At 32.6% G+C, this 24,320-nt stretch carries 13 protein-coding genes and 1 pseudogene; 9 read left to right on the top strand and 5 right to left on the bottom strand.

Annotation, left to right across the window (positions count from 1 at the left end):
- The first annotated feature begins 13 nt into the window (after positions 1 to 13).
- The gene (locus tag FHY45_RS15140; protein WP_139892380.1) at positions 14 to 694 is read left to right on the top strand and encodes a GNAT family N-acetyltransferase; all 681 of its coding nucleotides are present in this window, start codon (positions 14 to 16) and stop codon (positions 692 to 694) included.
- Between the two features lie 592 nt (positions 695 to 1,286).
- Entirely contained in the window at positions 1,287 to 1,811 is a 525-nt protein-coding gene (locus FHY45_RS15135; RefSeq protein WP_139892379.1) for an FmdE family protein, read from the top strand.
- Positions 1,812 to 1,987: 176 nt separating this feature from the next.
- Here the strand turns inward: FHY45_RS15135 and melA are convergent, their stop codons facing one another.
- From melA to FHY45_RS15110, 5 genes are all read right to left on the bottom strand, one after another.
- On the bottom strand, positions 1,988 to 3,313 hold the full coding sequence (gene melA, locus FHY45_RS15130; RefSeq protein WP_139892378.1) for an alpha-glucosidase/alpha-galactosidase: 1,326 nt from the start codon (positions 3,311 to 3,313) through the stop codon (positions 1,988 to 1,990).
- Positions 3,314 to 3,340: 27 nt separating this feature from the next.
- On the bottom strand, positions 3,341 to 4,171 hold the full coding sequence (locus FHY45_RS15125) for a carbohydrate ABC transporter permease (RefSeq protein ID WP_139892377.1): 831 nt from the start codon (positions 4,169 to 4,171) through the stop codon (positions 3,341 to 3,343).
- Positions 4,171 to 5,052: a carbohydrate ABC transporter permease gene (locus FHY45_RS15120; RefSeq protein ID WP_139892636.1), complete on the bottom strand. Its 882-nt coding sequence runs from the start codon at positions 5,050 to 5,052 to the stop codon at positions 4,171 to 4,173. Before FHY45_RS15120 ends, FHY45_RS15125 begins: the two co-directional genes overlap by 1 nt.
- Positions 5,053 to 5,145: 93 nt before the next feature.
- Entirely contained in the window at positions 5,146 to 6,402 is a 1,257-nt protein-coding gene (locus tag FHY45_RS15115) for an ABC transporter substrate-binding protein (RefSeq protein ID WP_139892376.1), read from the bottom strand.
- An 89-nt stretch (positions 6,403 to 6,491) separates the two neighbouring features.
- The gene (locus tag FHY45_RS15110) at positions 6,492 to 7,499 is read right to left on the bottom strand and encodes a LacI family DNA-binding transcriptional regulator (RefSeq protein ID WP_139892375.1); all 1,008 of its coding nucleotides are present in this window, start codon (positions 7,497 to 7,499) and stop codon (positions 6,492 to 6,494) included.
- Between the two features lie 456 nt (positions 7,500 to 7,955).
- On the opposite strand from FHY45_RS15110, the pseudogene FHY45_RS15105 reads away from it, so the two are divergent.
- The 7 genes and pseudogenes from FHY45_RS15105 to FHY45_RS15075 all read left to right on the top strand — a co-directional run bounded on the left by FHY45_RS15105 (position 7,956) and on the right by FHY45_RS15075 (position 24,305).
- Positions 7,956 to 8,278: pseudogene (locus FHY45_RS15105) on the top strand (pyrophosphohydrolase domain-containing protein).
- Positions 8,279 to 9,420: 1,142 nt separating this feature from the next.
- On the top strand, positions 9,421 to 11,178 hold the full coding sequence (locus tag FHY45_RS15100) for a hypothetical protein (protein ID WP_139892374.1): 1,758 nt from the start codon (positions 9,421 to 9,423) through the stop codon (positions 11,176 to 11,178).
- Between the two features lie 13 nt (positions 11,179 to 11,191).
- Entirely contained in the window at positions 11,192 to 12,700 is a 1,509-nt protein-coding gene (locus FHY45_RS15095; RefSeq protein ID WP_139892373.1) for a hypothetical protein, read from the top strand.
- A 5-nt stretch (positions 12,701 to 12,705) separates the two neighbouring features.
- Entirely contained in the window at positions 12,706 to 17,928 is a 5,223-nt protein-coding gene (locus FHY45_RS15090) for an ATP-binding protein (protein WP_139892372.1), read from the top strand.
- Positions 17,925 to 18,761 carry a DUF4007 family protein gene (locus FHY45_RS15085; protein WP_139892371.1) on the top strand — a complete coding sequence of 279 codons (837 nt, stop codon included), beginning with the start codon at positions 17,925 to 17,927 and terminating at the stop codon, positions 18,759 to 18,761. Before FHY45_RS15090 ends, FHY45_RS15085 begins: the two co-directional genes overlap by 4 nt.
- 31 nt (positions 18,762 to 18,792) lie before the next feature.
- Positions 18,793 to 23,028: a hypothetical protein gene (locus tag FHY45_RS15080; protein ID WP_139892370.1), complete on the top strand. Its 4,236-nt coding sequence runs from the start codon at positions 18,793 to 18,795 to the stop codon at positions 23,026 to 23,028.
- A gap of 416 nt (positions 23,029 to 23,444) precedes the next feature.
- Entirely contained in the window at positions 23,445 to 24,305 is an 861-nt protein-coding gene (locus FHY45_RS15075; protein ID WP_257469129.1) for a DUF4007 family protein, read from the top strand.
- The last annotated feature ends 15 nt before the right edge of the window (positions 24,306 to 24,320 follow it).

Here is a 24,320-nt window from a genome sequence, read left to right as displayed (position 1 = left end):
GGGGAGACTTTAGATGATTGATAAAGGCATGTTTCACGGGCAAGCTTATGTTGTTCGCCGCTTAACAGAGACCGATATTGCAACTGTGTTACGCTTGCAGGATAAAGTGGTACAGGATCTGGATGATAAAACGAGCCTTCAGCCTCTTTCAGAAGAGGAGTTCCGTTACATAACGAGTGGTAATGGTCTATTAATCGGCGTATTTGTTAAGGCAGAATTGATTTCATTCCGCGCTTTAGTTGTGCCAGATACGATGGAGGACCATTTGGGAAACGATGCAGGCCTGCCAGAGAGCGAGTTGGATTTTGTTATTTATCAAGACATTAGCAATGTGGATCCGGACTGGCGTGGATTGAGCCTGCAACGACGTATGGCAAAATGGATCATGGATGAACTGGCACGTAGCAAACATCCCTATAAATATGTATGTTCAACAGTTGCTCCGTTTAACATCCCAAGCCTAAAGGACAAGTTTGCTCAAGGAATGGAAATCGTTGCATTGAAGCCTAAATACGGAGGGAATTTACGTTATATCTTCTTTAAGGAGCTCGAAAGCTCGAATAACAGAGAAGGAGAACCGGTATTATGCCAAATGGCTGATACGAAGGGACAGCAGAAGCTGCTCGCAGAGGGCTATCGTGGTCAAAAGCTAGTAGTGATTGATCAAGTATACTATGTGGAATTCCGGAAATGAAATCTAAATAATAGGCTCTGTCTCTGATGTTTTATTTTTATAAGAAACAACACGTATTCTGGTATGAAACTTCATTATATGAATGAAGTTTCATAACCTGCCAGCTCCACCACCATGGTGCTTAGGGAACTATACTCTTTGATAGGTCAGTATCTAATCACTGAGGTTCTATTGTTTCATTTATTTTATTAATGGTGCTCAGGTTTATTTTAGCGCTAAACGGGGCGCTTTGAGTTTTTGTTTTTTTGACTTCTAAGAAGGTTTGTAAACTCTTAAAAGAGTGAAGAACAACGGGAAGATGGGGATACGATGGATTTCAGGATTCTTGTGCTTTTATACGAAAAAATATGTAAAGGCTTACAAAATTCGAGGAAATAAGTAATTGTTAAAAGCTAATGGATGTATTCAATATCGAATAAATGTTACAAAAAACCATACTAAAATAATAAGATATCGTTCTGAATAAGCATTAGTTCAAAAAGATAGCTTTAAGATGAATGATTTGATGCCCAACATCTGCTTATAATTTGTGTGATTTTTCTAAATTACCTATAATTAGTTTGCGAGAACAACTAAGAATAGGGGACTGAATATGCGTACAATTAAAATTTATGATCGCAGTGATTTAATTGAAATTTCGTTTGATGATATTAAAAAGTATCATGGCTATGCAGCTTATATGGCGTTAGGGGTTGGGTTCCGTGTAGTGGAAGCAGCCTTTCAGGAATTGTTTGGAGATGAAATTCCGAATCGGAATGATCTTTCCGTTCAATCGGGGCATGGGGGACCTGGATTCCGTGATGTATTCGAGTTTATTACTCGCTGTAAAACGAGAGGGGTCTATACAGTGGATGTGGACTATCCGGTAGCTCAATACGATCCATACCGTGCGACCAGCTATGCCTATATTTTCACAAGACAAAATGGGGAAGCTGTGGAAGTTTCGTTAAAAGAAGACTTTTTACCTCCTATTTTCTATGACTATTTGAAAAAAGGCCGTGAAGATTCATTTACAGCGGAAGAATATGAAGCCAATGAAGCGCTAAAAAAAGAATTAGGAAACCGTGCTTACGAAATGCCGATTGAAGAATTGTTGAATGTAAAACGATTAAAATAAGTACGTTCACATAAGGAATGTATTTCTTTATCAAAGACATCATCTATGTTAATTTTGACCGAGCGGTTCGCCTTTTTGAGAGAGTTTCTAAAGAGGGCGTAGTAGATTTAGAGGAAACAACAATAACAAAAGGAAGGATACATGCGCTCATGTATCCTTTTCTAGTCAATATAAATCTATCCAATGGTAACTGATTTTTTATATTGTAAATGTCGTCCCTTGGTGAACTTAGGTAAATGCTGTTTATGTGCGTCCAGTAATTCGGACGTCATATCCCAAATTTCTTCTAATGACAGGACGGAGGAGGCGTGAGGATCCAACATAACTGCTTGATAAACATAATCAATGTCACCTGTTAGAACGGCTTCTACAATCAGCTGCTGTACATTGATATTTGTCATATTCATAGCGGCAAGCTGCGGAGGCAGATCTCCGATATGTGTTGGCTGTATTCCGCGTTTATTAACCAGGCAAGGGACCTCAACACAGGCATTGGTTGGCAGATTCGTTATTAAATTGGTATTTAACACATTTCCCCATATTTCTCGGTTAACACCCGTTTCCATGGAGTGTATAATCGGAGCCCCATATTCGTGACTTTCCTCTGTATTAAAAGGAATATTATTTTCGATTTTCTCTTTTGTTTCTTCAAAATGCTTTAAATTAGCTTCGCTTCTTCGGATATATTCATCAATCGGAATAGAGAAATTATCAATAAGTGAATCTCTTTTTATGAAATAAGGTGTGTACTCGGAGAGATGTTCACTTGATTCTGTGATGAAATAGTTCAGCCTATTCATCATTTCAAAGCGTACTTTATCCTTTTTATAAATGGCCGGATCCTTCATTGCCTCAAACAAAGCAGGGTACAAATCCTTTCCTTTGTGCTTTAATTCCAGAAACCATGCCATATGATTAATTCCTGCAACCTTATATTCCAGTTCTTCTGCTGGAAGATTCAGATATCCGGCTAATTCTCCAGCGGTGTTTTGTACGCTATGACAGAGGCCTACTGTTTTAATAGAAGTCGCTTTTTCAATGGCAAGGATAAGCGCAGCCATTGGATTGGTATAGTTTAGTAATAGAGCATCCGGACAAACCTCCTCCATATCTTTGCAGATGTCTAAAACAACCGGAATTGTCCGCAGTGCTCTAAATACTCCGCCTACCCCAAGTGTATCTGCAATGGTTTGTTTTAGGCCGTATTTTTTAGGGATTTCAAAATCTATTAAGGTGGATTCATGCATACCGACCTGTATGAGATTGATCACATAGCTGGCATCCTTTAACGCATCCCGTCGATTTTGATGAGCTTCTACTGTTGCAATGTTTCCATTTTGCTCTATTAAAGAAAGGGCCATTTTTTCTGCAGTTAGCAATCGATCTTCGTTTATGTCCATTAATGAGAAGGTTGTTCCTATTAATTCTGGATAACTAAGAATATCTGAGATAAGTCTTTTGGCAAAAACAACACTACCAGCACCGATTATTGTTACTTTCATTTTAAAAATCCCTCCAATTGTAATTGATTATCCTTTGATTGAACCAGCTGCAAGACCTTTAACAAAATGTTTTTGTAGCACCAGAAACAGAATGACCATTGGAATCACTGCCATGATTGAGGCAGCAGCAACTAAATTAAGCCTGCTGGAATTTTGCCCAAAGAAGCTGGATAAAGCGACGGTTAGCGTTTTAACCTCATCAGCCTGCAAGAAGAAAATAGCAAATTGATAATCATTCCATATGTAAACACAGGAGATGATTAAGATTGATGCTGTGACAGGCTTCAATAGCGGAAAAACAATCGTAAAGAATATTTTTATATTGCTGGCCCCATCAATTTTAGCTGCTTCTTCAAGTTCTCTAGGAATCGTAGATCGTATAAAACCAGTGTAAAGAAAAACAGCGAGCGGGGTGTAAGCAGCAACATTATTCAAAATCGCTATGGCATGGGTATTCATCATCCCTAGATCAACAACTAATTGGTATAGAGGCACTAAAGCTGTTAAAGGAGGTATGACCATTACAGCAACTAAAAGCATGTATACGAAGTTATTTAATCTGGTCTTAAATCTAGCTAAAGGGTAGGCGGCCATAGAAGAAAATAAGATTAATAGTAAAGCTGAAAAAAACGTAATAATCACCGTGTTGATAAAGGCTGTCCCTAAATTAGCCGTTTCCCATGCTTGAGTGAAATTTTCGAACGAATACGTTTCTGGTAAAACCCATTTCGAACTAAAATCTCCTCTTTCTTTAAAAGCGGTGGTTAAAAGGATATAAAAGGGGATCAAATGAAATAACCCAATGAGTAGAGCCACAATCGACAATAACCACTTTTTCTTTTTTGACGTATAATCCATCAAGCCTCAACCTCTTTTCTCTTAAAGTATAGGAGGGCTGCCAGACTTAAAATTAAGATGACAAAGGCCATTAGGATACCCTGTGTTGCCGCATATCCGGCATCCTGGCGGTCGAAGTATAAATCATACATATAGGTAGACATAGATTGAGAGGCATTACCTGGTCCACCTCCGGTTAAGGCTAGAACGACATCAAATAGCTTAAGTCCACCAATAATGTTAATAACCATATTAATGGTTATAGAAGGCATTAAAAGTGGCAGGGTAATGGTCCTGAACTTTTGTAAAGAGGATGCACCATCCATATTTGCAGCTTCATAATAGTCTTTTGAGATACTCTGCAATCCGGCTAAATAGATAATCATCGCAACACCTGTATACTGATAGGTATTAACAAATACAATTAGCCATTTATTGATATTGGGATCAGCCAGAATATTTGTTTTATCCATCCCGATAAATAAGAGTAAATCATTCAACGCACCACCCTGAAAGGAAAAGAAGAAGTACCAAATGTACCCCATTATTAGCGGACTAATAATAACCGGTAAATAGATAATCGTCCGGGTGATCGTTCGGAAACGAATGCTTTGATTCAATAATAAGGCATAGCCCAGTCCGATGATATTTTGAAACAATGTACTTCCCAGTCCATATAGCAAGGTGTTTTTCATAATTAGCCAAGTGTCTGGATCCTGCAGCATCCTAGAGTATTGGGCGAATCCAACGTTCTTAAAGGTCTGAGAAAATCCATTCCAGTCTGTAAATGAGATACGGATCCCATTTAAAAAGGGATAGATAATAAATAAAGAAACGACGAGTAAGGAAGGAATATACATCCATGCTAATGAAGGTTTTCGCTTGGATTTAGGTTTTTTCATCTTTACATTTTCGATTGTTCTAGTCTGTTTTTGACTGTCTACTTGTGCTTCCAACTAGATGTTCAACTCCTTTCGGATAAAGAGTTAGGAGGTTTACTTTTGTTCTAACAGACGTTTATATTCTTCACCCATTTTATTTGAAACGTCTTCTGGACTCATTTTCCCCGATAATAACTCTTGCCCTGTTGCACCCATTGGATCCCACATCCCACTTGGCAGGTAAACACGGTCAAAATAAGGTTCAACCTTCACATCTTGGTATTTAGCAAAGTAGTCAGAGTAATAAATATCTGCCTCAACATCTGTTAAGCCGGAGGGAAGAGAAGTTCCTTCAGCCATCGCCTTTGCATTTTCAGCCTCCGCCATAAACTCAATAAACTTTTTAGCCGCATCCTTATTTTTTGAATCCTTCCAAACAGCAAGTGTATGTCGTTCCCCGCCAATCCAGCTTTGTCCATCGCCTTCATGGATCGCAGGCATAGGAAGCACTCCGAGTTTGACATCTGGATTCATTTCCTCCACCGTTGGTCCTTGCGTGCCTCCGCCGACGACGAAACCAATTTTGTTTTGGGCCAACAATTCAGGCTGCTGATGGAGTTGAGCCGTCAAGACATCTTCATTTAAATATCCCTTATCCTGCATCTCCTTTAATTTCTCAGGCAGATACGTATAATGGTCCCAGTTGAATGTGCCATTTAACAATTCCTCTGAATGATTATTTTTACTATCTGTTATTAACAAGGGAGTTGCGAACTGATCGAAGTATTGACCGAATGAACCTTTATCTGAACCGCTAAACCATAGAGGGGTGACTTCACCTTTACCTTTTTCTTTTATCGTCTGGAGCACCTTCATGAATTCATCAAAGGTTGCAGGAGGTTCAATGCCATACCCTTCTAGTAAAGTAGCGTTGTAGGTTAAGCCATCCTTAGCTTGGTTGAGGGGAAATGCGTAAACTTTTCCGGCATCATCCGTTAAGAAGGGCTTTAAGGATGGATCCAGACGATCTACCCAATCCATAGAGCTTAAATCCTCTACATATTCGGCGTATCGATTTTTTGCCCAACCGTGAGTATCAAATAAGTCTGGCATATCATTTGCGGCCATTTTAACGCGAAGCATACTTTCATAGTCATTTGCAGGGTAGTTTTGTTTAATATCGATGTCTTTGTTTTCCTCTTCAAATTTCTCGATTAATTCATCTAATGCGATTTGGTCAGATTCATTCGTTACGGTTGAAAAAAGATTTAGTGTTGATTTCTTCTCGTCAGTAGAGCTGCTACTCGAACAACCATTCAGAGCTACTAACAATAAGGCAGGTAAAATAAAGAATCTCAATGTTTTTTTCATAGTATTCTATTCTCCTTATCCCATATTATTTTTCAGTATGTATATCTGGAAGATTGTTACGCTTTAACAAACCACCCCCTTTAGTGTACTTAACAGCTTTCTCTGATTATTAATTTTGTCGGAAGCACAGCCTTGATAGGTAACAGCCTTCCGTTTAGTCGATCTATAAGCATGTTGACGCCTGTTTCTCCCATTTCCTCCGTAAATACTTTTACAGTGGTAAGAGGAGGGCTGGAAAATTTGGCTATATCAATATCATTGAAGCTGACGATTGCCAATTCCTCGGGTACAGAAATATTGGATTCCTTTAACGCTTTTAAAGCCCCAATAGCCATAGAATCACTGGCAACGAAAAAGGCTTGAGGTAGTTTGTTCGTTAATGCCTCCTTCATTAATGCATAGCCAGATTCCATCGTATACTCGCCAATATATATATGATTTTTCTTAAGCAATCCTTTTTCTTTTAAAAATAACTCAAAGGTGGTAAGCCGTTCATCCTCAATCTTGTACGAACGATCAACCTGATGTTCTTTCTCAAGACCCCCTATATAGCCAATATGGTCGTATCCTTTGGTAATTAGATAGTCCAGTGCTTGCTTAGTGGCCTTTTGAAAGTCAATAATGACAGAGTCATAGAGGTCTTCATCTGGGGAATGATTAATATACACGACATTTTTCATATTATGAGTTAGGTTTTTTAATGTTTGATCACTGATTCTGCCAATTACGATGGCACCATCCTTATTCATAAACTGTTGTTCATGAATCGTTTCATGTATTCGCACCACTTCAAAACTATTTACACCATTCTTTACTAAAGAGCTTTCCACACCTTTTCGAATGGATAAAAAATAAGGATCGATTAATTCTTCCTCTGATGACAAACAGAGCAGTAATAAAATACTGTGCTTCTTCTGCAGCTTTCCTTTCTTCAGTTTTCTTTCCTTAACTGTCTTATATCCAAGCAGCTTAGCATTCTGTAAAATCCTCTCCCGTGTATCTTCAGTTACCATTAATGATTTATCATGATTTAACACACGAGAAACAGTGGTAGAAGAAACATTAGCTAGTTTAGCGATGTCTTTGATTGTCACCATATCCATTACCTCATCATTCAAAATAAGTGATAATTTAGTAAAACATTATCCATAGAACATATATTAACACTATATAGAAAGCGCTTACAATATATTTTTAGAATTTTAAAAATACTTTTTTGGGCTAGCAAAGATAATATTTATCTTATAAAAATGATGTTTTTATATCAGTAAAATTTCACTAAATGATTGGCTGACAATCTAATTTTAGATTTTCGAATTTTGATGTAAGGTGAGGGGATAGATGGATGGACAAAAAACAGATGAATTGTACAAGGAGTATGAATAAGATGGTGCCATATCCTTATGAGAAAGCTACTAGGATTCTATTTTGAGAACATATTAACAGAATTATTGAGAAAGATAGTACCTTTTTACAGTGGGCTATTTTGCTATATATAATCTCGCATAGATTGATTAAATGAAAAAATCATTTTTGGATTGGAATTATTGATTATGTCAGTACACAACAAATTAGTTCGTGATTTGATCCCCAATATAATAGAGGAATCAGGTAAAAAATATTTTACAAGAACACTAGATCATGATGAATAATTAAGGAATTAAAAAAAAAATGTCAGGAAGAGCTACAGGAGTATTTAGAAGCAAAAGATGATGAGAGTGCCATTGAGGAGCTGGCTGATTTAATGGAAACCATACATATATTGAGTAAATACCATGGGGCTGATATTGATAAGGTGGAAGAGGTTCGTGTGAAAAAGGTAGGTAAACGTGGTGGATTCGAAGAGAAAGTCTTTTTGATTGAGATGGAAGATTGAGTAAAGTTCAGTTAGGTAGTTTTATTAATTAACCCAATTAAGCGGCGGTGTAATAGATAGAGACACGACAACAAAATCATTTGGTTATAGTGAACATGGGTATCTCTGAAATGGAAGCGTGTAAATATCTTTATAAAATAATTATAGAACAATTGGACATATAAATTCCTATACATCAGACCTTGATTGCTAAATTCTTTTCGGGCTCTTTTTATTCTATTAGCTATAGGGATAGAATTGAATAGAAATTTATTTCAAACTATAAAATGATATTAGGTAGTGTGGAAGAGACAGTTTTCTGTAAAAGAAGCTGTCTTTTCTATATAATAAGGAAAAGGAAAATTTACCCTTATTTTCGAATGGTATAAAGTATATATTGTCAATTTAAAAGAGTTTACATTCTCATAGAATATTTATGTCAAACGAATATAATCGACCAGTTAAATTGTATTTGAAAAGGGGTAGAGGGGGTGAGTATTCTTCCCCTGTTGAAAGGAAACTTAAGTAATAAACAAAATGATATAGAGCAGCTTCGTAATTGTAAAAGAGAGTTGAAGAAAAGGTAGCAAGAATTCAGTACCGTGATGGATCGATGTATTGCTTGATTAATAACATAAAAATAGTTTAGCTGTTATTAAAATAGGGAATAAACTAAATTATATTGATATAATTTATTAATCTGAAGAGTGGTCCTTATTTATAATCTCAATATAATTTAAATATGTATATAGATGAGCGTCTTTTCGTCCTGCGTATCTTGTTGGTAAGGAATAAGTTATTTCTTCAAAGTTCACTAGTCTATTAACATTGGGTTTTACAGAAGGTCAACTTTTATTTTAGCGTTTACATATAACTAGTTGATATTGATTGTATCATCCCTGGTAGTCATTTCTAAATCAAAGATTTTTATCAACGGAGCATTTTCAGCAAATTTCTACTGAAAAGGCCTTAATTCTATATGAAATATGTGAAGCGTAATGCTTATACAATTAATAATCAATTTCTTTTGAATATATTATTAAGTATTTGTTGCGATTAAAATAGTTTAATATATAGATGGAGTATCTCAAGTAAGTAGCATATTGAATTATTAATAAAAGATAAAAAAGTATTTAAATACCAAATTAAACAGGGGAGTTAAAATGCATACTGATTATATTAATTATTTACAATCTATGAATAATGCTAATAGTTCTAATGATAATGCTATTGCTGAATCTCAATTTATAAATCCTTTTTATGAAAAAATAAGAGTAGAAAGTAATATTGGTAATTTCTTGATAGATAAAATCAAAGAAAAACCAACATTTATATTTTTAACTGGTCATGCAGGTGATGGCAAAACAAGTTTGTTATACCAAATTTTGCGACAATTTAATGCTATTTCTGCGGGGGTTCCATTAAAAGAAGAGGATTATGTAGATAACACTTATAACAATAAAAAAATTTACTATGTTAAGGATATGAGTGAGCTTGTTTCAAATAAGCAGGTAGGATGTATTAAACAAGGGGTAATAACTGTCTCAGAAGAAGGTTCTTGTATCATTGTTTCTAACACAGGTACGTTAATAGATGCACTGAAGAAATACTTTTATGGTTCAAAATTCAGTGCAAGTGAAATCGAAATGGATATCTTGAAATTAATGGATGAAAATTCCTTTGTAGAAGGGAATGTTGGTGATATTTCTGTACTTGTCGTTAATCTAGCGTTAATCGATAACACAGAAATAGTATCTAAGCTTATTGATAATTTATTGGAGGAGGAGCTTTGGCAAGGATCAGACACATGTGAGTTAAAGGAAGCCTGTCCCATTCATAATAACTATAAGACATTAAAACAGCACCAAGAGCATTTTAAGCAATTTGCAATGAATTATTATCGTTGGTTAGCTGATAATGACAAACGATTGACTATTAGACAAATTTTATCTCATTTGTCATATTCCATTACAGGAAATATCCAATGCCAAAATATTAATGTTATTAATCAGCAAAGAATTTTATTTGACTATCATATTAGTAATTTGTTTTTTGGTTATGTAGGTATTGATGTTAACAACGATGCCCAAAAGATTAAATCTATTTCTGAAATTCAAAGTTTAAATTTAGATGAAAAGAAGTTAATTTTCGATCAAGAGTTATTTGTGAAAGAAGATTTTTCAAATTTAATAGATGAAGTTCAACCAATAGCTAAGGATATATGGAACTATTACACTAAACGCCAAATTTATGATACTACTCATTTATTATATGGAGAAACACCTGTAAAAATTCGAAAGGCAATGCGAAGAATGCAAATGTTATTTGCAGATATCACGGATGAGCAAAAAGAAATATTATACGGAGATTTATACTCTCCGATTTTTGTTAGATATTTAGATTATCGTACAAATGGAATGCGAGTGCGTGCAAAACGTCAACTTAAAGAAATTATTTTTAAAGCCCTTCAAATTTTAATTATGGGTGATAATGGCGATATTTCTTCAAGTAGTATACTGTATTTACCGTTAAAACGTAGCGGTCTTAACAATCAAAATGTGTATTTATTGGTAGGGAAAATCGATTATGAAAGTTTATCAATTGAAACAATTGAAAAGGAAAGTGTTGTTTCAACGAATCCGGTTTATCAAATTGTAGTGAAATTTGATCGTCTATCTAAAGAATATATACTATCGTTACCTTTGTTAGAATACTTTTATCAGATTGCGAATGGATCATTATCGACAAAATTAAATCCTGTTTTGTCGCAAGGTATATATAAATTAAAAGCTCAACTATATAGAGAATATAAATTTACTGATGATGAAGAGGTAATAAAATTGCTGATTCAAACTTTAAGAGGACCGAAAATTATTGATATTGAGTTAGATATAGAAAATAAGAAATTATATTTCAATTAGGAGGAAAATGAACATGGTATTAGAGTTCTTTCCTAAATATAGCGGATATGAAATTGATAAACAAAATCCCCAAATACAAATTTATGGACATCGTATATATAAAGATCAAACTTTGTATGAATATCTTTTAGAGTTTTTATTAGTTTTTATCTCTCCAAAGAGTTTAGGAGAAGTGAATTATGAAACAATTAAAACTGAAGGTTTTAGTTTCATTGAAACCACGGATGAATCAAAGCAGATTTATTATTATCCATCACCTCGTATGGGATTAAAGCGTTATATATTTTTTAATCGTAGTGATTTAGAAAAACGTTTTGAGGTAGATCGTAACGCCTTAAAACACCATCGTAATAATTTGAAGAATTCTATAAGTGTAGAATGTTCAAATTATGACAAAGATTTCGCATTAGATGTAATACAGGAGTTATTTTACGGCTACAATGCAATTATTGGCAAGCGTTCTTGGTTTGCGCAGTCATTACTACCATTAGCTCCAGAAATAATTTTCACAGAATCAATAGGAAATAAGAAAACGAGAACAGATAATTTAAATGTAATTGACTCCTCTTTTTTAGATATTGACCGTAAATTCCAATTTAATCAGCATATGTTTATGGCACGCGGGGGAGAAATATATTACTTGCATGTTCTTCAAGGATTAAATCAATTAGAATCAAAGTATAGAGAGGAAATTTCAAAAAAATTAAAAGAAATGGTTACATCACTTCCTCAGTTAAGCACATTAGCAAATCTCATCCAAAATGATTGGGAATGTATAGTTGATGCTCCGGAAAACAAAAAAGATTTTCACTATATCGTTAAAACTATTGAAGTTATTCCCAAAGAGTACGAAAAAGTGGCTCCTTATACTGTGAAAGAGCTACAAAATTTGTTAAACAGTGAACTGGATTCTTTTGAAAAAGTTGAGTTACTAGGTATGTTAATTGCTCTTCAGATTATACGAATGATGACACATCGTTCAAGAATGGTATTAAATCTTGAAAAAAAACAACCTTGGGTAATTGATCTGACTATGAATCCTCAAGGTGCCATTCGTAAACAAGCAATTCAAAGCTATGACCAGCTTGAGGAAAACTTATTTAGAGCGATTTTCAGAGTTTATGATGAAGATCGTGATGTTGCTAATAAGAATACTATAACAAATGCTGCAAAAGACACCAGTCTACTAGTAAGGAAATTATCAAAAGATATTGGGTTGGTAATTCCCCCTACTGGCACACATATGCGAATGACTTTAAACGAGAACTTAGTGAAAATTTTAGTTTTAACTTTAATTAAACCAGGCGAAAGACTATTGTTTACGACGTTCTTAGAAAAATGTTATGAGCGTTATAACATTATTATTGGTCCAAGAGAAGCAGAATTACATTTTGGAGACATCTCTTATTTAAATGATTTTAACGAGAATGAACATGTTTTCCTTGAGCTACTTAGTAACTGTGGATTCTTGAAAAATTTATCTGATGCTACATCAATCGTAGAAAATCGGTTTAAAGGGTGATAATAATGAAAACCTATATTAACAAGCTAAATAAGTTAATTGAACAAAATATTAATAGTAGTACAAATGCGTCATTTATTCGATTAGATTATTTTAATCATCCTGCAATTTATTTAGGGGTAGCAGTATATTTAGTTTCAAAATTTAAAGGTATAAAAGTCCTGCTTTCGGAGGAAAAAGTTGAAGCATGGAAAGACGAATATCCCACTATAATAAAGCAATTGAAAGAATTGGGATTTGTCAGTGACAATCAACGTTTTACGAAACTAAGAAATGCGTTCGGTACAGAAAAGCAATCTATTGTATTACTTGCTTCTGAAAGTGTACAGGATACAGGTGGTCTTGAAGATTTTTATTCGATTACTCCGAAGGATGTGAATGCAAAATATAATCAAAAATTTGTAGAACTGTTTGAAACTGTTGACCAAAATGATGATTACGCTGTAAAGATTATTAATAATTTATTTTCTAGTATTTTTAAACATGTACCTTTAGATTTAATTAGGGTTAGTGATATAGCTGATATAGTCCAAGAAAAAGGTTTATATGAGGTTGATGAAATTGTCGACTTCATTTTGAATAATTTATGGGATGAATTTGGAATTCCTAATATTAAGACTGTAAGCAGTAAATTGTTAAGTGAGCTTTATAAAGGTAATTCTTTTAAGTTGCTTGATAGTGGCATAAAGTTCATTAAACGTGAAGCTTATAAAGGTGGTTTAAGTAGTAGTTCTCAAAAGAAACTCCTTGAAAAATTTGATAAGTTTAGAGAAAACGGGAAATTTGAGGAATACCTTGTATCAATACAGGCTTCATTTGGCTCTTATGAAAAATATTGTAATGATATCTTAGATTTTGCTAAAGGTGAAAACTTGGATCGTTTACGGCCCAAATTAGCACAGTTTGACCAAACAATAACTATAGAAATCCTAGGTGTTAAAACTTCTAGTACACCAGGTAAGAGAGAGAAAGCGAAAAAAATTAAAGGTGATCCAATTCAAGCTTATTCACAAATGTTAATTGAAGTAATAGCGAGTTTACCTATTGAATTAAATAGTTCAGACAAGCTTACTATGAATGTAACAAATGTAAAACTGGCTGACAATGGTCAAAAAAACAGTTGGAGTGAGTTATGTATTGCAATAGGTGGTTTACTTGATTACCTAAATGTTGAAATACAAGACATTGTAGAATTACAATATCGCGATAATGAAGATCCTTTTGCTATAAAAGATAGTGCATCTGTAAATTTGGACTTTAGTAAATCATCAAGTATGGTTTCGAAAATTAATTTTGAAATAACTATTTCTGGTATTAGTGATAGGTGGCTATTCGAATGGTTATTTAAACCTTATGACTATTGGCTACAATCGTTTAATTTAATACCTTATTTTAAAGCGGAACTTTCAGATAATAACATAATGAAATTGCCTGTTTTCACATGCAAAAATATTGGTAATCTATTAACTAGTACAGATTCTTCATCATTCCATTCTCAGCTTAACAACTCAGAGATTCTTTTACGTGATACTTTAAAAATATTTAAGAAAACAAGTAATAATGGTTCAGAAGAAAATAACGTTGTATATAAGTTGTATCGATTAGTAAAGCCATTTATGAAGTTTATTAATACGGTGAGTGAAAAAGGTATTTATAGTGCAATGAACATTAATAAATCAATGGATACTGTTGATTTAATTGGTACGTATACAGCGGTCTATAATGAATTATGGCAATCTTATAATTCATATCCACAATATGAAAAAGAGCATTTCTATTTAATATCTAATTTATTCGCTATTCTTGAAGAGGAAGACTTTGAATCTTTAAATAGGGAAATTCAAGGAGCTATTATCCCTCCTTACCATCCTGCAATGCTTGAAAAATATGAAGCACAGCAATCATTTATTCGTCGAGGACTTTACTTGGTTTTAGAAGAAATTATAAATACTAATACAAATGATGTTAAGATGTTTGTTGATAAATTTAATCGTTATAGAAATAAATCAGAAATTTTATCAGGTGTAGATACACTTATTACTGTGAAAAATATACATCATGCACCTTCTCATGTGCTAGGTTACTATGCCCTGCATGGTGAATCTACGAGAGCTCAAATTATCGATAGTTCATACCTCATAGAAAAGGGTGTAATGGATGAATTGGATATTACAGAAGAGAGGGAATCTAATTATTCTAAGACTATTATTATTGATGCACATATTAAAGAATATATAAGAACATTCCCTTCAAGTATAGATTCATTATCCTTATGTTTTGTTAACTTTGAACATTTATATCCAGTTATTGAAGGGATAAGACACTATATTAAAGAACAACAAAAATATAGTCGGAAAATCACATTAAATATTGATATTTTAACACCCAAAGTAAATTATAAAGCTCAAAACTATGTGAAAATGTGGTTAGATGATACGTTTAGTGTAGATGATAACATTATATTAAATTTACGTTTTAATACGTATAATCCGTTAGAAGTAGATAAGCTAAAAGAACAATTACAATATAATTCTTATGATTTAGCTTTTGTTGATGGATTACTATATACAAGCGATATTAAATATCAAATTAATAGAGGAAAAAAGATTGCACCTTCAGAAATGAAATTTCCAATGGTATTTAATCCTATTCCAGCTCCGAATGACTTATATGAAAGAAGAGTTTCAATTAGTCAATTGCAATTTGAAGCGTCATTTGCACACTCTCAACTTGTGTTTTGGTCTGAAAATGATTTTGCAAAAGAAAATGAGTTTTATCGTGTTGAGAAAGTGCTAACAGTACAAAAAGGTATGGATCATATACTAGAAATGCTACATGAAAAGTCGAGATGGGTTGTTAGTATAGACACTGGTTTAGATAAACAACTCTTTAATAAAGAAAATATTATTAGTTTTTCAACTGGCGAAGGTGTTTATGGTGAATTAAACGTTGCTATCTCTGCTTCAAAAGATATGAAAGAAGATATCAAAAATCGTTTAGAATCAAGACTTCGTAAATTATTCCCTTCTTGGAATCCAAATATGTATTCAAGAGGATCTGAATATTGTTTAGATAATTCAGTTATACTTGATGGAATAAAAATATTAAAAGCGTTAAATCCATATGATTATGAGATTCATAGTTATTTAGCTACCTTATTCGCAGTACAGTCCTTAAATGTTGAGCATATTGGAGATGAGACTTTATTAAAAAGTTTTATATCTTTAGATTCTTATAACCATTGGTTTATAGATCAACCGAATCGACCAGATTTATTAGAGTTAGAAATCGTTAGAAATGAAGGAGAGCAGTTGCATATTAAAGCAAATTTAGTAGAGTGCAAAATGGGTAAAGAGAACCCAGCTCATATAGAAAAGGGAGTTCGACAGTTAGAAAACGGTTTTGAATTTTTGTCAAAAAAATTCTCAAAAGACTCAAATGATCATGATCGTCGTTATTGGTTTGCTCAATTATATAGACTCCTTGCCTTTTCACCAATGTACCTTACAAATGATGACCAAAGTCGTGAAAAGTTAAATAGTGACTTAATGAAAATATTGAACGGTGAGTTTATTATTGAGTGGAAAACAACCTTATTGACCTATTGGCTTGACTATAATGCAGAAGAAATAAATGTACAGGAATCATTATTAAAAGGTACTGATATTACACTACAACACCGTGCATACGGTCAGTTATATATTCAAAAATGTTTATTACCAGAAGAACAACGTGAAACTGTTACATTCGAAAATGCACTAAATGAAGAGTTTGAAATCTTTGTAGACGATGAGAACTCATTTAAAGAGTACTTGAAAGAACTGTCAACTAAGGAAAAAGTAGATTACGAAGATGAACCTTATGAAGTACAACCAACAAATCCCGGTAAAACTATTAAAGAGATAAAAAATAATTCAATAGGTCAATCTATAAATGATGATGAGAACAAAAAAAATGATGGCCAATCGGAAATTGATTCAAAAGGACAGGAGAATCATCTGGATAATAAAGATGATAAAGATGATAAAAAGTTTGGAAAAGAGTTAGATCCATCAAATGATAATACAGATAACGATTATGTAAAACCATTGAATGAAATTCGCATCTTATTAGGGAAAGAACAAAGAACTAATAGAGAAATTTACTGGGAGTATGGTCATCCGAAATTAGAAAACAGACATTTATTAATCACTGGTACTTCTGGAGTTGGGAAAACATACTTCATGCAATGTTTATTATTAGAGTTAGCAAATAACGGTGTGTCAACCTTGATATTTGACTATACAGACGGTTTTAAGAAAAGCCAACTAAATGATGACTTTAAGGAAGCTATGGGTGATGGAGTTATTCAATTTAATGTTCAACGTTCAGGTTTTCCTGTTAATCCATTTAAGCGTAACTATAAAGAGTATGACGAAGATGAATTTGATTTGGAATCAGAAATTGACGTAGCTGAAAGGGTTGCAGGTATTTTTTATTCAGTTTATAAAAAGAATGGTATAGGAGATCAACAAAAAAATGCTATCTATAAAGCTACTTTAAACGGATTACAAAAATATGGAGAAAAAATGAATCTAGATTATTTAAGAAGTGAACTAGAGTTATTAGATAAAGGAAGCGCAAAAACAGTACTTTCAAAAATTGATCCATTAATTGATCGTAAACCTTTCGCAACAGAAAATTTATTCGATTGGGAAGATATACCTAAATCTAATGGTAAAGTATTTATTGTGCAGTTAACAGGTTTTGACCGTTTCACACAAGTATTATTAACAGAGTTCATTTTATGGGATATATGGAGTTATAATATATCGCATGGTAACGTTGAAACGCCATTTCCAGTTATCTTAGATGAAGCACAAAACTTAGATCAGTCTGAAAATTCACCGAGTGCACGTATTTTAACGGAAGGACGAAAATTTGGCTGGTCAGGTTTATTTGCTACACAATCGTTACAACATCCGATAACAAAAGATGCTATTACTAGATTCCAAAATGCTAGCCAAAAAGTTCACTTTTTACCTCCAGAAGGTGACAATAGGAATATCGCCAGTTTTTTAAGTCCTGACAGTACGGAGCAGAAAATATGGGCTACTAAACTTGCTAAATTAGCTAAAGGTCAATGTATAGTTGTAGGAGGAAATAGATTAGCTGATGGGAGTCTTGGTCATAAATCTAAACACATAATTGACGTGACGCCTTTATATGAAAGGAAAAATAAAAAATGAGTAATCATGAGGTAGATGTATTTCATCTGAACTTTCATCAAACATTTGCACCTGAAACGGAATCAATTATTCGCATTTTGTCATTAGCTTCTTCTAGTAAAGATTTTTTAACAAAGGAAGAAATTTCTGAGGTGACTTCTATTCCTACTGGTAAATCATCAGGAAAAGTGGAGCCGCATATTTATTATGCGGCTGCCATGAAGTTAATTACTTATGAAAAAGTATCTGGTAAATATAAGGTTGAGTTAACAGCTGTTGGAAAAACAATTTTGTGTGAAGACCCATACCTAGTAGAAAATATAACAAAATTGTTATTGCATGTATTTCTAGTAGATAGATATTCTCCGGCAGTTTTATGGTCATACTTATATAACGATTTTTTTCCGAAAGTTATGGGTAATTTTAATAATGATCAAATTCAAATGTCTGTTGAACGTAAATTCGAGTCAAGTGTGAATCTAACACCTTTTAGAACTTGTTATACGAGTGATTTATCGTTTGGTAGTTTAAATTTAATTAAAATTGACGATAAAATATATACACTAACATCGCATCGATTAAGAAAAGAATTTTTGTATGTTTATTCCTACTTATTATTTTACAAATGGGAAGAATTATTGGGAGATAGAACCGAAATCACAATTGATGAAATTATTGATACTTTATATTTTGGAAGAGCATTTTTATGGGATGAAAAGCAGATTAGAGATGTCTTAGATTTAATGGGAGATGAAGGGTTAGTGAAGCTAAACGCTCAATTATCACCTATTACTATTATAAAGAACCAAAGTGCTGAGCATTGTTTGAAAAATATATATTCATTACTTATTTAATTATAATATAGAATAAGTGAGAGGAGTTCTAATGTTTAAATTCCAAGATATAATACGTTTTAAAAAAGAACTGTATTTCAATGGTGCGATTCAAGTTGATTGGTTTTATAATGAACAAAAACAATATGATGTTGCTAGTAGTTTTGTGTTTCATGGACCAGAATATTTTGGTGTTTCATCAGACGAAATTGCAATCAAAAGTCATAGATTACTAGATACAGCTTCTTTTATGAACGTTTTAGTTGATAAAATTTATGGCGATAGTCAACTTTCTAATTTTTTCCTGACGATTGCTCCGTATGGAACAGGCAAATCACATTTATCTGTCGCAATGGCTAGTTTTTTAAGTGGTAATACTAAAGCTCAAAATGTCATTTTGAATAATTTACAATCAGTCGATAGCAATATAGCAAAACAAGTTGCAAAACATGAGTTAAAGCCAAACTTAGTTTTAATGCTAAATGGTATGCGTGATTTTAACTTGAACTATGAAATACTTAATGCAACACAAAAAACTTTAAATGAGCAAAATATTGATACAGAGTTTTTGAAAGAGTTAACAAAATCTTATGATATTGCAAGAGTATTTGTAGAAAATACATTTGATAATTTTAAAACGCAATATGAAACGGCTGCAACAGCTTTAAGTAATTCAGGCGCAAAGTTAAATTTAAAAGAATACTTAATTGAGAATATACTTTCTGATTCTGAAGTTTTTGAAGTAATTAACAAAGTTTATAAAGAAATTAACGGTACATATATTAGATGGGATGAAGGAGTATCAGCTGGAGATGTACTTGAAAAAATTGCAGATAAAATGTGTGGAGAGCGTGAACCATTCAACAAAGTGATTGTTTTCTTTGATGAGTTTGGTCGTTATATTGAATTTGCCTCAAGTAATCCAACAAAGGCATCTGATGCAGCACTACAACAGATTTATGAAGCAGTACAAAATGCAGATGATAAGATTGTGTTTTTAGGTTTCATTCAATCTGATTTGAAATCTTATTTAACTCGTGTAGATCGTACAGCCAATATTAATCGTTATGTTGGTAGGTATGAATCGAGTGAAAAAATACATTTATCATCAAATTTAGAAACGATTTTCGCAAATCTAATTGAACGTAAAAATGTAAATGCGTTTCAAGAATTGGTTACAAATAAAATTAAAAAGAATGATGATGAGTGGAAACTTTTTCATAAAAAGCTTATGAAATGGTTACCTGATGCTGGAAGCTCCAGTGTTTGGAGTAATTATTCGCATTTTAAAAAGGTAGTCTTAGAGGGGATTTATCCGTTACATCCGTTAACTACTTGGGTGTTATCAAATTTATCATCATGGTTACAGCAACGTTCGACTTTAACTTTCTTAGAGAGTATGATTAATGATTTAACAGATCGGCAAGTGAATGAGTTTGGAGATTTAATTTTAATTCCATCAACTCGTATAATTCGTTCAGAATTTTTTAACGAATTATTGGCTGCTGAGCAAGAAGGTCGAAAACAAAGTGAATACTGTATTTTATATAATCAGATCTTAACTAAATATGGAGATAAATTTGATGAGCGTGTAAAGGAAACTTTAGCAGCAATTTTGATCAGCCGAATCGGACGTTTTAAAACACACAGTCGGTCGGAAACATTGGAATTAATTGCTTATATTTCTGACACTTCTATTCGTGAAATTGAATCATCAGTTATGTTATTAGAAGAACAATTTGGTGTTCTAGCATACGACGAAGTTGCAAATGTATTTGATTTTATTGCTGACGCAATAGGTGTGAATGATTTCAAGTTGTTATTACGTAAAAAGAAACGTAATTTTGAAATTGATATGTCTTCTGTATTTGATGTTGGTCTAAATGACGAACTTCAACTTGGTGAAATTGAACCAGCTTTTGGTAAACAACATTTCATTAGGACACGTGAATGGAAGTTTACACAAACAATAATGCATGTAAATGATTTAACTTATCGTGGCTTATCAAAGATAAAAATGACACATCTAGAAGCTTTGGAACCTGATAAGGCTAAGGGCCAGATTATTTGGGTTTATGTACCTAATAATATTAATTCCGAAAAACTATCCGTAATCCAGAAAATTTTAAAAGAAGAGAAGTTTGATACTTTACCCATTGCATTTTTTATTCTAGATGATAAAGAAAATAGATTTTATGAAGCTGTAGCAGAATATAGACTTTCTAAAAGTTTTACTCAGCAAGAGAACGATAAATACCTTCGCTTTATTAATGACTACCAAGTGAAAACTCAATCGGTTTTGGAAGATGTGTATCGTGAGTTAGCTAGTGAACGAATACTTTTAACATCAGAAAAAATGGAGAAAGTGCCAACTCGTTTATTGAATTTTACAAATGAATTATTTGAGAAGTTATATACAAGAGTAATTCCGTTCTCATATACAGAGTTTGCTCATCCATCATTAAGTAAAGCAAAAAAAGGTTTATCTCGTATATCTCGAATTATTCTTTCGAATGTTATTTACCAAGCTATCCATGCAGAAAGCGCAGATATTAAAGGTCGTATTGAATCAGTGCTATATCAAAAGTCATTAGAATCTTGGGCTGTTCTTAATGATGATTATAATTTAATTGCCCCGCGAAATCCAAAGGTTCAATCCATATTTAGTGAGTGGGATCAACTGTTAGAGACTGAAGGTGGATTTGAAATACAATCTATTTTCGAAAAATATCAAAAAGTGCCATATGGTATTAATGATTATGCTGTTTCACTTCTTATAGCCGTATTCTTAGCGTCTCGGCGTGAAGAAACAAAGACTCAAATAGGAAATAGCCGTATACGTTTAGATGAATGGTCCATAAAAGTATTTACAGATAAATCTGTTAATTTAAATGTGATGTTTGATACAAGGGTTGTTCAGGTCAAGCCAGAGGAGTCTGCTAATAAGTTTTTAAGCTTATATAAAAAAGCAGTACAAAATACTGATGTAATAGTAGCAAAAGATTTATTTGAAAAGTTTAATGAATTAAAAGTTGAAGAAGATATTCCGATGGAATTAGAAGATAAAGTTACTAATATGGAGATGATTCTAAAAGAAGGTAATAATTTGTATAACCAAACTTTAAATAAGTTTGGTCAACTGAAGTATAAATTATCAAATTTAAAAAATAAACAAGATGATATCCGAGCTGTTTTTGAAATCCTAGACACTACAGAAGAAATTCAAAGTTATATTGGAGAATCAGAAAAATATATCTATAATTCTTTACAATTAGATGATGCAAGGAAAATAGAAGAAGAAGCTCATAAACATTTAGAAGAGGTTTTCCCGTACTTTTTGAAACATCTGAAGTGTCAATCTCGAAGCCAAGCTACTATGTTCGAAAAGTGGGTAAAAAAATTAATAGAATCATTAAATAAATATAATTATCGAACTGAAGCAAAAGCGTTGATTACAAAGCTTGAACAAATTTTAGATAATTTAGATCCTATTCAAGATAAGGTCAATGATTACATTTCTAAATATACGCCTAAACCGTTTCATGGGTATTCTAAATTGACTGAAATACAACATATAGGTGAAAAGTTACTTCCGTTAATCGATTCGAGTAAGTTACAACAACAAGATAAACAAAAATGCGTATTGGAAGTAAAAAAAGTTATTGAACAGGCTAAAGAAGCGGTAAAAGCTTTAAATGATGAGGTTGGGGAAATTTACGAAACAATGTATGATATACAGACATTGAGTCAATGCCAAAACTTTTTCCAAAAAGTCAAAACAATTTTAAATAAAGATATTAATGAGATGGATCGTGAAGGAATTGAGGAAGCTGCCAATAATATTCAAAACTTCCTGAATGATTTACAAGCGGTAAACTTAAAACAAGATAATCGTTTCGAAGTGCAACAAGAATTCGAGATTTTAAAACGTAAATGGAGTGAAATCGAATCTGAGGTTGATTTTGTCCAAATTTTAGATAATTATAAAGCAGAGATTGATGAACGATTATCTTTAAAAGAAATAGAATGGTTGAAACAATATTTGGTAGATAGGTCAGAAATTAATCTATGGTCAGCTCAAGAATGTACAAATTGGATAAATAATATAAAAAATACACCAAGCTATTTAACCGAAAAATCTATTAGAAAATTAGAAGAAATAACATATGTTGTGGAATTAAGAATGCATGAGTTAAATGTAGAAGCCGTTATTAGTATGTTTAACAATCTAACACAAGTAGAAAAAAAAGAAGCATTAGAAAAGATGCAGCAGTTAATTTTAATTTAAAGCAAGAAGGCAGGGGTTTCCTGCCTTCTTGCTTTAAATCTTATTAGGTTATCGGCAATTCGGGTTTATAGATGCTTTCATCGTGTACCTACATGTACCGTTTTTATATTAGCAATAATTTTACATACTAAAGCTGTTGATTATTATGTCTGTATAATGAAATTTTTGATATAATCACTACTTATTAATGCTCACTTTAATGGTTTGGCTTTAATTATCATAATTAAGTTAGGGTTTTGATTAGGAATTTCATTAATAATTAGAACAATCTTTTTTTAAGATTTACGAATGTATATTCGCAATTTCAGCTGAAGATTGTTATAATGAACACTGGAGGCACTCTCCAGAAGATAAAAACTATACATTTTTAATTCATATTACTTCTGGGTAATAAGACCAGAATATAAGAGAGGGAAATGATGGCTTACGGAAGACATGAAAGTTTCTATTTAAGAAATAAATGGATTAGTAAAGGTTTAAAACATGTAGAAAATTCTCCTACATTTTTTTACGAAAAAGATAATTTTGAGAAAATAGGACTCGGGAAAAATATGGTCCGTTCTTTAAGATTTTGGTTGACAGCTCTGAATTTGGTTTATGAGGATAATAAAACTCATCATTTAACTCAGCTAGGAGAAATCATTTTTAATAAGGATCGCTTATTAGAAAAACAATCAACAATTGCAATTTTACATTCAGAACTGTTATTAAATATTGGAAATACAGCCACAGTATTTAATTGGTTCTTTACTAAATATAAAGAAACGGTCACTTCAAGAGCAAATCTAAAAGCCGCTTTCAAATTTTGGGTTGATGAAAAAGAAGCAAAGCCTGTTTCGGAGAAATCATTAGAACGTGATATTGATGTTTTAATTCAGTTATATACGAAAGAGGCAGATGAAAATGACCCTGAAGATTCAATCTTTAGTCCTTTTACATCATTAAATTTGATTAAAGAAGAACGTTCGGGGGAGAGAAGCGAGTTAATTCGGAAAAGTAAAGTTCAATATAATTCCAATGATTTAACAGCATTTTACTATTTATTAATTCGATATGCTCAAAATGAAAAAGTAGAATTTATTCAATTGGAAGAGATTATGAACCATGAAACGTTATGGGGAAAAGTATTTAACATTTCAAAATCTCAAGCCATTGATATATTAAACTCTTTAACTTCAGATCAAGAATATCCTTTAGAATATGTACGTACAAATAATTTAGATAATGTTAAAGTTCCTCCTATTTCAGCATTAGAATTTTTGGAAGCTAAGCTATAAAAAGATCAGGTGAAA

This window comes from Bacillus sp. D386 (genome assembly GCF_006346415.1).
Note: the sequence above shows the minus strand (reverse complement) of the source record. Positions and strands in the feature narration are given on the sequence as shown.